The sequence below is a fragment of the Cupriavidus sp. WGlv3 genome (assembly GCF_023952475.1).
Classification (GTDB): Bacteria; Pseudomonadota; Gammaproteobacteria; order Burkholderiales; family Burkholderiaceae; genus Cupriavidus; species Cupriavidus phytorum.
Genome location: NZ_JALHRX010000002.1, coordinates 601,004 through 615,793, shown reverse-complemented (window position 1 = coordinate 615,793; position 14,790 = coordinate 601,004). Strand labels below are relative to the sequence as shown.

The following is a 14,790-nucleotide window of genomic DNA, read 5'->3' as shown; positions in this document are numbered from 1 at the left end:
ACATCCTGGCAACAAATCTCCCAATCTTGTTTGCAGGCGCGCCATCGCAAGACGGCTTTCCATTGCCTTGCTCACACGTGAGCCGGACCCTTGCTGCACGTCCGTATTGCGGCTGAACATTCCCTTGTCAATGCCGGTGTGGGGTGGTTTGCCGACGACTGAGGCGACATTGGGCTGTCTTCGCGCAGCAAACAGCGGCATGCCGCGTTGTCGTGGCGGGGATTACTCATGCCAATCTGGTCCGTCATGGGTGTCGATGAGCAGCCCGACATCACACTCCAACACTGGAGAGTCTATGAGACGGAACGAGGCGAACATCACTTCGTCGGCTACTGTGTGGAGAACCATTCAGGACGCGTGAGCTCGGCCATTGTTTCCTATGATGTCAAATTGCGGGCAGGCATCACGCGCAGCGGCAGGCGATACGTGCTTTCTGGGGAGCCTGGCTTCGACCAGGATGCCTTGCATGTGTGGAGCTTCTGGTCGCTACGCAATGGCGTGACTGAGAAAAGAGATGTCAGCAGCGAGTACTCAGGGCAGCCAGAGGAGGACTCCCCTCGCGTTCAGGGCTAGTAAGGAGGAATTTATGCCTGTGTGGCTGTCGGAGCCAAGAGATATCGCTGGCGATTCCGTCCTGAGGAACTGGCGAGTACTGCTGACCTACAGTGGCACCAAACACTTCGTGGGTATATGCACGCGTACCGGTCTGTACTGTGTCAGTCCTCCCATCACGTCTTTCACCCCGGATACGCGGACAGGTGTGACTGAGCGGGGTGTGCGCTTTGTCCTGTCTGGTCCTCCAAGTCGCGACAATGGGCTGTGGCGGCTCTTCTGGTTGATTGCGACATGGGATAACAAGGTCACTGGCTCAAAAGACATCACAGGCGAGTATCAGTGGATGTAGTGCCAGACTATGTCGATTGTGACCGCAACACCAGCGACCCTGGCCAACGAGAGCCAAATTGAAGAATGGCGATTGTTGGAGACCTACCGTGGTGACTGGCACGTCGTTGGGAGGTTCATTGGTACTGGCAAGTATTGGGCAACCCCTCCAATCGTTCGACTGGATTTCACCGCGCGCACGGTCCTCACTCGTGGCGGAAACCGGTTCCTGCTGCTTGGGGAGCCAGGTGCTGCAGCTGCCGCCGCTAACTTCATCTCCCTATGTGCGGCATTTGACGAACGCCTCCTGACAACAAGGGACGTCACAGCGAAGTTTTCAGAATGTCGGAGCCGTTCAATCTGAGAGCCTTCGAACAGGCGGCGCTGCATGTGCGCAGGCAACTGGTTCAAGAGGGACTCCGCTCCAAGAAAACCCCAGCTACCCCGTTCCGCTCTAGCTACATGGACTCCAAGGCTAAACTGCTTCGCTACGTTTACCAAAAAAAGTTTTGGTTGAGAATTGAGCTGTGGCAAGAACCATAGCTCCGAAGTGTTAAGAAGCTTGGTGGTCGGTTATCGCCTTGTGTCAGAGTGTCGGCTGGGTGCCGGGCGTCCGATGCACGCCCTTGGGTGCTTGGCGATGTGGACGAGTCTTTCTTCCTGTCTCGAATCCTGGCTGCCACGCCGGCCCTTGGAGGCTTCTTGCAGGGGAGGTACGAGCTCGCTACCAAGTGCGCGCAGAAACGGGTACGCTGCGCGGTGCACACACGTTGGATGCGAAGGAATGTCTCTGCGTCATCGTTAAAGGCTTTCACCGGGTCGTTCCGACCAAGAACTGGGTTTTCGTCCAAGTAGCCCAGCGGACAGCAGATTTGGACAATACTGTCACGCCACACGCGTAGCATGCATTCCATTCGTGGGGCGATTTGATTGCCTTCTCGGGCGCGCCCCTAGGCCTTGCAAGAGCCGTCAGTCTGCTGCTTCGTCCCCTTGTAATAGGGGTGCGTCGTGCGGTGTCGAAGACTCGCGCACGACGTCGACAACTCATGTCCCGTGCATATAATGCGCAGTGGCACATAGTCTCTAATCCGCTTTTTGCCCTGGAAATACGAACTTGTTCGGCAGCGATGGGCATTTGCTTCTTGACGAATGTCCAGAACTCATCCACCCCTATCGGCTTGACCGGCAGTGAACCTTGCTCCGAGAGCTCCTGTCGTAATGACGAAGTCGACTCAGCCGGCCATCTGGTCGGTCATTGCAGGGGCGGTGCCTTTGAACGGGATGTGTACTACATCCACGTTGGCCAGCTTCTTGATTACCGCGCCCGCGAGATGCTGGCTTGAGCCCACACCGCCTGAACCATAGTTCAGCTGACCAAGGGTACGCGCCTTTTCAATCAGCTCCCGTACAGAACGATATGGAGAGTCTTTGGGAACGAGCATCACGCCTGGCGAGGTCGTAATCAGCCCAATTGGAGCAAAGTCCTTTAATCGGGTCGTGGTTCAACCGGCTGTAAAGCGCAGAATTCAGGCCGTGCGAGGCTACCGTAGCAAGCATGATGGTGCTGGCATCCGGTTTCGTGCGAGAGGCGATATCCGTGCCGATGTTGCCTCCCGCGCCAGCCCGGTTGTCGATGACGATGGACTGCCCCAGCGTCTTGGACATTTGCGTAGACACCAGACGGGCAACGGCACCTGCGGCGTCCCCCAAGACCTCGATGCCCATTTCGTTCATCAATCGCTGTTGTCACTGGCTGACCCGCGTGGTGCGCTGAGGAAATTGCAGGAGCGATGCAGCGGAGGGAGCGGTCATGCAACCCTGAAATGGTCAACTGATTGGCCGGCATTCACAGCGCGCTGAAGCCATTCGGGGCGGGTCACTACGGCCATCCCAGCTATTGCCTTCTGCGTCTCTGTAGCGAACGGGACGGACCATTGGATGGTTGAGTGGCGAGAGTGGTGAGCCAACTTAGCATCCCAGTAAAGTCTGGACTATAGGAACAAATGAATTGGGCTCTCGTAACGCTCGAGAGCCCTTGTTCAATCACCGTACGCGGCCCAGAACCTTAGTCCTCGTTCAAATCCACAATCGCCGTGACCGAAAACCCGTCATCCGGTTCATCGTCAGCAATCGTGACCTTGTAGCCAGACGTAACGTTCTCGTAGCTTACCCAGTGCTCGAAAATGTTCCAGCCAAAAACCTCGTAGTACAGGACGGCCGTAAAGCAAGCATTTCCCTCGAAGGCGTCACCCCGGTACTTCATGAAAACATGCTCGCGTTGCTTGTCGTCCTCCCGCTCGATTGCCTCACACTCGATATCGAACTCACTCGCGCCGAGAGTCTGGTACTCCTCTTCCCCCGTAGCGACGTCGGTGATGACGAAGGTAATTTGTCCGGTTACGGTTGCCATGATGGTGGGCTCCTTGGATTCAGTAGGGTGCGGGCACATCAACCAGCAGGTGAGATGCCCAGATGCGGTCAGTAGGTATTCGGTTTCGCGTAGGCCTTACGGAAAGCCTCCTGATGCGCCTGCGACAAGCCGAGCACATCAAGGATGTCTTCCGGCGGAACCCCATAGCGAGAGCCCAGCCTGGCAGCCGTGGCAACCATTGCGTGATGGTTACCTTGCTTGACTGCGGTGCAGAAGCTGCGACCCACGATGAAACCGACCTGGTACGCCGGAACGCGGGACTGAAACTTCAGGTCCGAGGGGGCCTCGTCAGCATCCGCGCCATGAGCAAATCCCAGGTCGAACTGCGTTGGGCCGCACGGACCATATGTGCTTTTGTCCATGTTCACGCCTCCTCGCCTTCAACGTGCGTCTCGACGACATAACCCAACGCTTCAGCCCTGGCCATGGCTGCCTGGTACAGAGCCGCCTGCGGTTTGGCCTTGCCCGCAAAATCTCCTTTGGCATTCTGTGCATGGAACTGTGCGAACAACCATGCGGCCTCGCCGCTCGGGCAGTGAAAGCCAGCAAAATAGAAATGGTCGAGCGCTACGCCATAGTTACGCTTGACCTTGTCGCCTCGGAATAGCAGCAAACCTTTCAGAAGGTACACTTCTCCGACTTTGGCACGCACATACTGGCAATACGGCCACTCACGTTCAAGCCAGGGGTACTCGAGTAACTCGTCAATCAGCTCCAGTGCATGGGGATGGTTCTTGAGCGGCCCTTTCTTCCAGCGTAGCCAAGCATGGGCCAACTTGGCGTACGGGTCTCCGTGCCTGCTAAGCTCCTTGAGCAAAAAGATGCCCGCTTCACGCAAGTTGCGGTCCTTCTGCTTACACAAGCGCTCAGCCACCTCACGTGAGCCCAAGGCGAGGCTCTCCCCCTCTTCCTTGTCGGTGATATTGGCCGCAATAAGCTTGGTTTCCTCTACGGTCGGCGCGACCACATCACGCTTGCGCAGCTTGCGCAGGATGTCGAAACAGACATCCATCGTGGTGGAGGATTCGTTGATGTTCGAAGTCATATGACAGTTCCCTTTCACAAGGACGTGACACAGCACGCATTCTGAGGGTCAGAAAGCGCATACGAGTACGGGTCATCGGGACCCGAGGTTCTCGGTTGCTGTATCCGCTGCCATACGACTTGGCTCGGAACCGTGGTTCCAGCGGGAGGGCTACAACGGCCACCTTACCCTACTCAGGTTGCACCCCTCATCATGCGGACGTTCCGGATTCGGCTGGCTAAGCTCGCCCAATCAACCGGTAGTTGATGGTTCCAGGGACGCAACTCCCGTGCATGACAAGAGTCACTCTACACATGCGCTTGGGGACCGTCAAGCCGACTACAGCGTCAGGCCCTCCACCGCCTAGATGTTGATGAGAGGGGGACTGTGCAGTTGACTCTCTGCCCCAATAGTCGGTGCATTCTGCATCCGCAAATGCGGCGGCTGTGATGCCTCGCCCAGCTGTTTTCGAAACAGGGACCGAGAAGCTGCGGAAGGTTGACCCTTCTTGAAAATCAGTACGACCCTCCGACATGAGGGAGGCTCCATCCCCTCTGTCCGCGTTTATAGGCGCAGGAAGTGTCCAAGTTCCGAGACCTACGGGACGTCGGGAACTGGTGGGTGAAAAATGCACGACTACCGCGAACGGTCGTAAAAACTAAGGTGGTTGCTAGCCAGACCGCTGTGCTTACGAAGCCCTGAAATGGTCAGCTGATTGGCCGGCATTCACTGCGCGCTGAAGCCATTCGGGTAAGTCGCCGTTGCCATCCCAGGTATGGCCGTACGCGTCTCTGTAGCGAACGAGATGGACTTTCTGGCGATTGGTGGTCGGAGTCGCTTCCGCAAAGCATCCACTGGCAACCAGGTCATCAATTGCAATGCCGTGCTTGGCCATTTGAGACTTCACCCAGAGAATCGCAGCAGACCGTTCCCGTAGTAGTTGCGTGTCCGAGAGGCGATTAACAAGGGGCGAGTTGGGGGCGTTGAAACTGAGCATCGTTAGGATTCGCTCACCTTTGTTGAACAGAGGCGTCACTAGCTGCTGCATCAGGGCATTCTAAGGCATTCAAACTCCATCAATATATACTCGGCGGTCCAGTCTCGGATTTACCACTCTAAAGGCTGGAGTTGACTTCGCATACCCTATGCGAAAATGCACACGGGATTTGGCAGTAAGAGAGCCCTGCAAACGAGAGAACACCACCCGTGGTGCGCAGGGGTACAGAAAGAAAAACGACGCTGGTTGCCGCTACCGAGGTCATGTCCAATACGCTTGTTTCCGTTATCAAGATGGCGCGTCCGCGCCGAGCCCTCTTCACGACATTCACGTTCAGTCTGTCCTGGTTCGAGGCTCTCATCCTGCCGGCGCTGCGGCAGGGCAACTGCGAGCAGATTGACGTGGTGGTTGATGCGCGGCAGGCCTGCAAGTCCACCGATGAAGCCGCCAGCCTTTACGCCGGTAGCGCCTACCGCGTCATCCCGGTCTACATGGAGAAGAGCACGGTCTTTCACCCCAAGCTCGCCTATTTGGAAGGCTGGGAAGACCTTGACCATCTCGTGGTGGCCAGCGCCAATCTGACAATGTCCGGTCACGGTCGCAATCTGGAAGTCATCGACGCCTTGAGCTCCAATATGGAGCCTGCGGTGTTTGGCGAATTTGGCGACTTTCTGCAGGACCTCACTGCAAAATACGCATTTTCCACAGAGAGTCTCGAGGTGCTTCAAGCCTACCGACGCCGGGCCGCTCGCCAGCTTTTGCGCGCCGGAACGGTCGACGAAGCGGCTCGCCGCGCGTGGCTCGTGCACACGCTCAGCGCCCCTGCTGACGAACAGTTCCTGGACCATGCAGCGCGCGTTGACGATGCCAACCGACTGACGGTGCTTTCGCCCTTTCATTCGCCCAGCGGGGAGCCTGTGCAGAAGCTCGCCGGGGAAATCGGAGTCGAATCCCTTCGTATCGGCTTGGACGCGCGCTCACTCATCGCGCCGTTCAGGAACGAGGAAGTGTTCGACAAGACACCCGACTACGTCATCGCAAAGTGTGAGGATGAAGACCCGCGACTGCTGCACGCTAAGTGCTTTGAGCTCGAGGGCAGTAATGGCACCCTCGTCATGACGGGCTCGGTCAATGCAACGGGCCAGAGCCTGAGCTCTACGGACAATGTCGAGGTGTCCCTCATCCGCTGGCTGCCGAAGTCGCCGTTCAAATGGACAAAGGCCGAGCCGGTTGAGTTCACGCCTTGCGAGTTTAAGGTCGAATCGATGACAGCCCGCAATCCGGCCCTCCAGGCCACGTGGACTGTAGTCAACGAGCTGGTTGGCCAAATTGAACCCGCCGGAGACACCAAGCTTGTCACGCTGTCCATCTGGGACGGCGACGAGCGCGCGGCCCTGGTGGACGACGTCCGGCTGGAGAACGGCAAGTTCTCGGTCAAAATGGGCCAGTCGGTCAATGCGCGCGGAGCACTGCGACTCATTGTTGAAGGGCCGGACTTGCACGCCGAAGGCTGGATTAACGTCGAACTCGACTTGGCCGGCGATGAGAACCAGCGCAACCTCGCCAAGGCATCCAGCCGCGTGATGGCCAACGAATTCCGGCTGGAAGACCTGGACACCATTTTTGGCTGGCTTTCGCGGCTGCAAAACCATGTCCAGTCACACGAAAAGCGGGAACCGGGTGGCTCGGTTCGGCTGCCGCCGTCTCCCCGGAGTGGAACAGCGCCAGCGCCTGTCCGCAAGATGAGCTACGACGAGTGGCGCGCGAGCGTCGAGGCGCCCCACGTGGCCAAAACGCCGGCGGGCCTCACCCGGAATACGGTCGAAGCCGTACTCCGCTGGCTGAACCGTGACGTTGCTACAGAATCCCCGACTACCCCTCCGGGTAAGGCCAATACCCCACCTTCGGCGGGTGCACCCGCCAGCAAGGCATCACCGCCGGTAAAGCGCGCGCTGCTGACCACGGAAAAGTCTGAGTTCACCACGGGTGGCAACTCGGCTGACGAAGAGCGCCGCCAGCGTACTGAGGCACTGTATCAGGCACTTCTGGAAGCCATTCCAAGAGGCCTCGCCCTGGAAGCCCGGTCGTCCGTCGCCCCGTTGCTGGTCGAGCTCTCGGGCTGCGCACAGCTCAAGCATGCCCTTGCGCAGGGTGCCCGTGGCGGGCTTGAAGCCGACCATCTCGCGTTGATGCTGCAGGGTTGGCTGACCCGCTTTGCCGCCTTCGAATACGGTGAGGATAACCGGGGAATTTTGATGCCCTTCTTCTCGGCCATGGCGTGCTGTGCCGTCGCCGCAAACGCTCAGGTTTCGCTGCCGTCTCTCAAAGAGGCCATGGAGTTACTTGCCGGCCGCTCGCTGGAGCCGGGAGAGATTGCGGCGGGCGCGCGCCTGGCCCTGCGCACGAACCGGTTCGACCGCATCCCGGAGGAGATGAAGCGCGCCGCACTGGAGGCCGCCGGTGCCATCGAGGCCGAGCAGACCCAGTCCCAGCGGCTAGTTGCTCTGATTGAACTGGTCACGAACCCGAGCACGAAATTGGCGCCGAAGGTCCCGCCGCGCTTCCAGAAGGCATTCGAGGCGCTATGGCAACACCGCAAGAGCACACGCGGTGCATTCGGTGTGCTCGCGCGAAGCGTTGGCCCGGTGGCCTGCCCGTGTTGCTACGGGCGACTGCAGTCGGAGGACGCTTCCCGGCTGCGCTCTGACCAGGTCTGCCTGTGCATAAATTGCCAGCGGCCCGTCTTTTACGCTCTCGACACCGCAGCCCTAGACCTGCACGGCCTCGCTGGCCGCTACAAAAAGAACTGAGACCATGCTCCAGCACCTCGACAAGCCGTACTTCACCGACCCGCTCACCGACAACTTCGTGCTCGACCCCCTGGGCACGAATGCGGCCGTGGAGGCGCTCTATCGCTCGGTATTTCCGGGCATCAACAACGTGGTGGCCTTCATCCGGGTGTATTCCGCCATCTGCTGGATGGTGCGCCAGATTGATGAGACGGCCCGGCGCAAGCGCGACCCGGACATCGAGGCACTTTCCCTGGATGGCCTTGAGAAAATCCAGCTGCTGCTGGGATGGTACAACGTGCGGCAGAAAATCCGGGGGCTCGCCGGCGGCGGGCGCATCTACCCGGAGGGGCGCACGAAGGTGAAGCTGAGCACGAAGGTCATCGTGGGTCCTCAGGACCAGAAGGCAATGGAGCGCGACCCGGACTACGAGCCCAGCCCAGGTGCCAACTTCCTGCAAGCTGTGCAGTACGGCCCCAGCATCTTCAATGGCATGCCCTGCCTGAAGGTGACGGGTGTCCGGGGTGCTTACCTGCTCACGGATGCGGGCGAGAAGTTGGCGGATGCCTACGAGAAAGCCATTGCAAAACACCCCCGTCGGGACTGGCTCGCCGATATCGACAAGCAACACGTGTCGGATGAGGAAGTCGCGGAAATGGGCGGGATGCTCGACCTGCTCAGTCCGTCTCAGGCCGAAATTGACGCGTTCACCGAGCAGTACTACCCGGAATCCCCGGACGGACTCACTTTGGGGCCGAACTGGGAGTACCGACAGCAAGGCTTGACCCTCGCGCTGCGGGCCATCTATGCCGAGCAGAAGACGAGCGCGTACAAGGACGGCGTGCCGGAAAACGTCATCCGCTTTGCGATGGCCCGTGGCCTCACGCACGACGGTAGCTACGAGCTGGCGCTCGATGATTGTGTCCAGGCCCAGAGTTGGTGGGCCAGCTTGCAGTTGCGACAGTACGTCCGGATTGCCCAAGGCGTCCTCCTGCGAGTGTGCGAGTCCTGGGTACACCGGGCGGTTGTCACCAACAAGCCCCGTGAGATTCTGGACTGCGCGCAGGGTCTGGGCGAGAAGCTGCTCACGCTCCTGCCTGAGAACTCCAGCAAGGACGTGGCAAGTCTCGTCAAGATGCTGGAAGACTGGCGCGGCAACGAGCCGACGCTCTTTGCGGCCGGGCCGAATCTTGAATACGCGCAACGTATCGAATCCCAGCTGGAGTATCTGCAGAGCGTGCGGTACTTTGCGCATAATTCGGAGGAGGAAGACCAGGCATTGCGTTGCGCCTACGTCGCCCTGCTCTACTGCGCGAGCGAAGCGAGGAACTTCCGAACGGACCCGTATTTCGACCAGGCGCTGGAGAATGAACAGCTTACGCTCGGGAAGCTCACCGACGTCATGCTGGTGCACATGCACGATTCGCCGGCGGCGTTCATGGCGCACATCATCCAGCACTACGTGTTGCTCCAGCATTTCGGCATCGTACAGGAGCGCGCCGCCCGGGACGGCCGCAGCCGCTACGTACTGCTCAAGGGGGACCATGGCCTCGAGCGAACGGGCGACGGCGAAGATTTTGTCGGCATCGACCTTCTGATGGACCGATTGCGGCATGCCCTGCTTCTTGCCGCACAGTGTGGTCTATTGGTCCACAACGAGGGAGCTGGGGCGTTCTCGCTCACAGCAGAGGGCCTGCGACGATTGCAGACAGCTGCCGCCTGATAAGTACGATGTCCGCGTAATTTGGCGTTGGGTGTTATCAGAAGCCTCGTTAACTTCGACTTCAAACCGCTCTAAAGGTATCCGGATTACTGAGAATTTCCAAAAAAGATGGCGACTGTATCCCAACTTTCCGCGATGCCTCTGTTTCTTCGGAACCAGAATTTCTGGAACCGCCTCCTCGACCCACTTGCCCAGTCGGGAAAAAACTCTCGATTTAAGCCATTAAGACTAGCTGCTGCTACGCACCGCTGGTCTCTAGATGACAAGGGCGTCGAGGTTAACGGGCTTTCACGGTTTCAGTTGGGCCTTATAGACGTAGCCCAAAGTCTCCTTGAACGAGGAGTGTGGACGCTTCCCACTTGGCGCATTGAGCAGCACCTTAGCGAGAGGTTTACGGAGGAGCTCGGTTGGACGCTCGTCGCCAACGACCCTAGAAGCGGAAATCTCTCTTATAGCGTTGACTTAGCCAACCCCGACAATCACTTCCAGAACTCATTGGTTACGGGGCGCTGGCCTTGCGAAGTGGCCTCGAAGGCCGCTGACGAAATCTGGAGCAACTACGAAGGCGATGAGCCAGGCAGTGAGGCAGAGCGTCGGTTCTTTGACGATGTTCTTGTTCCAGTGCTCGGCTTCCCGCTGCTTGATTTTCTGCGGCTACAGCCCGCGTTGTTGACCCTTGGATTGGACCCGTTGGTCTTCACGGGCCAACGTGCTGATTTCAGTCTTGATACCGGCCGTGGCTTGAAGCTTCTGATTGAGGTTGATGGGGGACAGCATCAAGAATCAAGTCAACATGCTCTGGACAAGAAGCGCAATCAAGCGCTGAAGGAGGAGGGGTGGATAGTTTGGCGTGTACCGACCTCCCAGCTGGACCGTCCCGAGAACCTCCGGCAGCACCTCAGAGGCATCCTCAATTCTAAAAAAGGAGCGACCGATTGGGGGGTGGCACCGCGTATTGAGTCTCCTCGCTCAATACAACTACTGACGTGTGTCTGGGGCGCTACAGCAGCGTCAAGGATTCAGTTTTTGCTATTGGAAGCCCTAAAGCGGGGAGTGCTCGGATGGAACGAGCCATGGAACGTGTCTGTCATTGAAGCAGACACTTCGATTGGGGCAGAGGCGCTAGAGGACTTCCAGGATTGGTTTGGCCGGCTTCGCGAATTATTCGGAGAAACTGCAGCGCCCACAATTCAGGACGCGAAGACGTCTTTGAACGCGGACGTGCAACTTGTCATCGATATTTCGGTCATTCAGCCTCATCGGTCAGCGCCGGACACCAACGTTCCGGTAGCTTGGTCTAGACCCGCAAACTATGTGGGTCCGGTTCCGAAGAGAAAATTCGCTCACCCAATGCGGACTCCCGAAGAGCCATCCCACTTTCTCGTGGACTCCTTCGTGCAGGATTTGTTGCGTAAGTCCGGTCTTCGGGAAGGTCAATTTGAAATCATTGCCCGAATCCTGACGGGAAAAGACGTCATTGGCCTACTGCCCACTGGCGGTGGGAAGAGCCTAACCTATCAGCTTTGCGGCCTACTTCTAGGTGGGCTAACCATCTATATATCGCCCTTGAAGTCGCTTCTGCAGGACCAGAGGGAACGATTCTTCGCTCTAGGTGTAGAACGCGCTCAAGAAATCTCCAGCGCGCTCACGCAACAGGCAAAGAATCAGGCCGGCCAGCTACTTAGCGTAGGCGGCGTTCGCTTCTTGTTGATTGCCCCGGAGCGCTTGCTCATCGGTGGCTTTCGCCGGCAACTCGACCAATTTCGGGCCCAGTTCGGAGAGGTTTCGCAAGTTGTAATCGATGAGTGCCATTGCGTTAGCGAATGGGGTCATGACTTTCGCCCGTCATATCTCAGCCTGAGCAGAATTGCGAAGGAGAGAACGAAGCGGCTCGGTGTTTCCGCGCCGTTGGTGGCATTGACAGGTACCGCTTCTTCAATCGTGCTGTCAGATGTTAAGCGGGAGCTGGGTATTTTTGAAGGCGATGCGTCCGTCCGAGCAAAACGGTTAGACAGACCTGAAATTACGATGTCCTGCGTAAAGCTGCGTAATACCGAGAAAGTCGGAGCGCTTCAGCAGAATACGCAAGACTTCATCATCAACTCGACCAGTCGAACAGATGGAATGCTGGTGTTCTCCCGATTCGTTGGAGGGCTGGATGGAGTCATCGGTGTTTCTTCTTCGATGATGACTGTCATCCCGCACGAGAATCTCCGGTTCTATTCAGGCAGTGAACCAAATTGGAATCAATTTGCTGCCTTTGCGACCAAACGAAAAGCAAATTCCATTAGCGAGGAAGAGGTGTTGCAAGCGATGCCTCTTTGGGCGCTAAGCCCCGAAGGCAGCCCCCTGGAATGGGAGCAAGTGAAAGCCAAGACTCAGTCAGATTTCATAAGTGGACTACCTGGCAGTTATCAAGTGTTAGTTGCGACAAACGCTTTTGGAATGGGAATCGACAAACCATCGATAAGGCGAGTAGTGCATTATATGACCCCTCAGTCACCGGAGGCATACTACCAAGAGGTCGGCCGAGCGGGCAGAGACAAACGGGCCTCGAATGCTGTTCTGTTCTTCTCCGATGAAGACCCCGGAATCACTGACCGAATATTAGACCCGGGCGCCTCTATTGCCGAGGCAAGAAAGATTTACAACGAATTCGTCGCTAGGCAACGTTTTGGAGGAGGTGACTTCATTCGGACTTTCTTCTTTCATCAGAATACTTTCTCTGGCCCCGAAGAAGAAGCGACTATCGTCAAGAACGTGTTTCACGCAATTCGCTGCCTAATTGAATCTGGCGAAACTTTGATTTTAGAGTATTTTCCGGAAAACCCAAAAGTTAGGGGCCCGCAACAAACTGATTGGCGTGAGGAGAAGAGCCTCGAGTACGCTATTGTCCGCTTAATAATATTGGGCGTGGTTCGGGACTACACGAAAGATTATAACAGCCACCAGTTCTCGCTATCTTTAGAGCCGAGCTGGCAAGAGTTGCACAACAACCCGATACGATTGGCATCTTATTATGCTGAGCGCTTCAGGGAATATTCGCACCGCTATCAGACCTATTTGAAGGTGAAGGGCGAAGAGGAAATTCTCTCGGGGGAAACTGTCCAGGAGATTGAGTCAGCAACGGCTGATGCCTTAGTTAGCTTTGTATATGAGCAAATTGAGCGCAAGCGTCGTCAGGCATCTCGACAGATGCTTGAGCTCGCCCGGATAGGTGCAGATGACCAAGAGCTATTCAGAGAACGACTGAACCACTACCTGCAAGTATCAGAAAAATTTACCCGTGAGCTGGAGGTAGTGGCGCAAGAGGGTTCTGTTCAGTCGTGGCAGGAACTGCTTGAGTCCGTTGGAAGTCGAGATGAGCTTGCGGAGTTGCATGGTGCTTGTCAGCGGGTACTCGAGAGCTATCCAACCCACCCGGGTCTGCTCTCGATAAGCGCTGCCACGCGATTGAAGCCGACGAGTGATGACCTTAAGCGAAGTGAAGAAGAATTCAATGCGGCGCTCCGTTACGCAGCTGAAGTTGGTGGGGTTGCAGAGGCGAAGGAGTTAGGAAATTCCATTGCAAATTATGCGGCCGGCGTTGATGAGGTATTGGCCAATGCCATTCAAACTGCCTTTGGAGTGTGGTTGATTAATAGGGATATGAAAGATGAGGCGATTCGCCGCTTTGTGACTAAGAAGCGAGTACGGGACCATTGGGTTAACGATGTGTTACGAGATGTTCGGAAAACGATTCCAGAGGTGGGGAGGCTGTAAGTGAGCACAGGTGATGAAGCTATTGAAAATGCCGTTGATGAGCTCAACGCTGTTGCGGGGGAACTGAAACAACTTCGCGATAAGATAAAACAGTACGGAGATGCATCGGAGCGCCTCAGCGACGTAGGGGGTCTTCTTAACAAGTTGAATGATAACGTCGGAAGAATCCATGGCGCCTTTTCCAGCGCACTCGAACATGTGGAATTGACTCATGCGCATGCAAGGAGCAGCAAAGAATCTGTCGAAGAGCTGGTAGGTTCAATTCCTAGCATCGTGGAACGAATAGAGGCATCAGATGCAGCTGCTACAGCTCAATCCCTCTCTGACGCAATGGATTCGTTGGGAATTATGCTTCTTGACCACAAAAAGTCACTTGATGAGGTCGCCATCCGATTTACTGCGGAGCTAGCTTCCCAGGCCACGACAATTCGTCAATTGCACGAGCGCGTTGACATCGGCCTTGAAGCGCTCGGTAATCTCGCATCTGAAGTGCATATACTCCGCGATTCGACGTCGGCAGGCGCTCAAGCTCTACTCGCTTTAAACACTGCGTTTTGCGAGGACCTTTCGCCTAAGGTTACTTCAAATCAGAGCTCGCTACGCGAACTCAGTAATTCGGTAGGTCAATTGCAGAAGGATACTAGTCGGTCTGCAGAAAGTATGACCGGCTACGCGGGTAAGATGCTGCATGAGATGTCGTTGTTAAAGGAGCAGTTCGGCTCCGCGCTGAAAACCTTGTCCGAGCAAAACGAAACCATACAACGCCAAGGTGCATTGCTCGACGAGATGTCCAAGAGGAAGAAGGGATGGTTCTCCTAGGCGTTAGCGACGCGGACGACTTCAAGTAGGTCCAGATTGCTTTCCACAGATTCGAAGCAACAGCCTTTCGTCAACGGTACAGGTCAATGTCCGCCCCGCTCCGAAGGGCTGCAGGGGCTGCAATCCATTCTTGTAACGGACTCGCCTCGGCTTGGACCGCGGACAACGCGGTCCAGGGAGGGTTGCAAGAGTGGCTTTGGGGCTCGTACTCCTCGCTCATCCCGATGGAAAGGGCTGCACTGAGGGCTGCACTGAGCGGCAGCAAGCGGAATCCACTGTCGGCCTTCCAAGTTGCCGGGTGGTCCTTGGGAACCCGTATGTACGATTGTAGATTCCAACCGGCGTACCCAAAGCCTCCTTGGC

11 protein-coding genes and 1 pseudogene are annotated in these 14,790 nt (G+C 56.8%); 5 read left to right on the top strand and 7 right to left on the bottom strand.

Features of this window, described 5'->3' with window-relative positions:
* Positions 1-228: 228 nt before the first annotated feature.
* The gene (locus MKD38_RS06190) at positions 229-573 is read left to right on the top strand and encodes a hypothetical protein (protein ID WP_252675249.1); all 345 of its coding nucleotides are present in this window, start codon (positions 229-231) and stop codon (positions 571-573) included.
* Positions 574-2,114: 1,541 nt separating this feature from the next.
* On the opposite strand, the gene MKD38_RS06185 is transcribed toward MKD38_RS06190, so the two are convergent.
* From MKD38_RS06185 to MKD38_RS06155, 7 genes and pseudogenes are all read right to left on the bottom strand, one after another.
* The gene (locus MKD38_RS06185) at positions 2,115-2,324 is read right to left on the bottom strand and encodes a tripartite tricarboxylate transporter substrate-binding protein (RefSeq protein WP_252675337.1); all 210 of its coding nucleotides are present in this window, start codon (positions 2,322-2,324) and stop codon (positions 2,115-2,117) included.
* Positions 2,275-2,616: a tripartite tricarboxylate transporter substrate-binding protein gene (locus tag MKD38_RS06180; RefSeq protein WP_252675248.1), complete on the bottom strand. Its 342-nt coding sequence runs from the start codon at positions 2,614-2,616 to the stop codon at positions 2,275-2,277. The genes MKD38_RS06185 and MKD38_RS06180 overlap by 50 nt, the downstream gene beginning before the upstream one ends.
* Positions 2,617-2,690: 74 nt before the next feature.
* Positions 2,691-2,802 (bottom strand): annotated as a pseudogene (locus tag MKD38_RS06175) (H-NS family nucleoid-associated regulatory protein); the annotation flags it as partial.
* A 145-nt stretch (positions 2,803-2,947) separates the two neighbouring features.
* Positions 2,948-3,292, bottom strand: a complete 345-nt coding sequence (locus MKD38_RS06170; RefSeq protein WP_252675247.1) for a hypothetical protein — start codon at positions 3,290-3,292, stop codon at positions 2,948-2,950.
* Positions 3,293-3,360: 68 nt separating this feature from the next.
* On the bottom strand, positions 3,361-3,675 hold the full coding sequence (locus MKD38_RS06165; protein WP_252675246.1) for a hypothetical protein: 315 nt from the start codon (positions 3,673-3,675) through the stop codon (positions 3,361-3,363).
* A 2-nt stretch (positions 3,676-3,677) separates the two neighbouring features.
* Positions 3,678-4,358: a hypothetical protein gene (locus MKD38_RS06160; protein ID WP_252675245.1), complete on the bottom strand. Its 681-nt coding sequence runs from the start codon at positions 4,356-4,358 to the stop codon at positions 3,678-3,680.
* A 667-nt stretch (positions 4,359-5,025) separates the two neighbouring features.
* Positions 5,026-5,385 (bottom strand): H-NS histone family protein, encoded by a 360-nt coding sequence (locus MKD38_RS06155; protein ID WP_252675244.1) that lies wholly within the window; start codon positions 5,383-5,385, stop codon positions 5,026-5,028.
* 212 nt (positions 5,386-5,597) lie between these two features.
* Between MKD38_RS06155 and MKD38_RS06150 the strand changes: the two genes are divergently transcribed.
* From MKD38_RS06150 to MKD38_RS06130, 4 genes are all read left to right on the top strand, one after another.
* Positions 5,598-8,144 carry a phospholipase D-like domain-containing protein gene (locus MKD38_RS06150; protein ID WP_252675243.1) on the top strand — a complete coding sequence of 849 codons (2,547 nt, stop codon included), beginning with the start codon at positions 5,598-5,600 and terminating at the stop codon, positions 8,142-8,144.
* 4 nt (positions 8,145-8,148) lie between these two features.
* The gene (locus MKD38_RS06145) at positions 8,149-9,846 is read left to right on the top strand and encodes a hypothetical protein (RefSeq protein ID WP_252675242.1); all 1,698 of its coding nucleotides are present in this window, start codon (positions 8,149-8,151) and stop codon (positions 9,844-9,846) included.
* Between the two features lie 108 nt (positions 9,847-9,954).
* Positions 9,955-13,608, top strand: coding sequence for a DEAD/DEAH box helicase (locus MKD38_RS31110; protein WP_371925637.1), 3,654 nt, complete (start codon positions 9,955-9,957; stop codon positions 13,606-13,608).
* Complete coding sequence (locus tag MKD38_RS06130; RefSeq protein WP_252675241.1) at positions 13,609-14,427, top strand: hypothetical protein; 819 nt, start codon at positions 13,609-13,611, stop codon at positions 14,425-14,427. It begins immediately after the preceding gene.
* Positions 14,428-14,790: the final 363 nt, after the last annotated feature.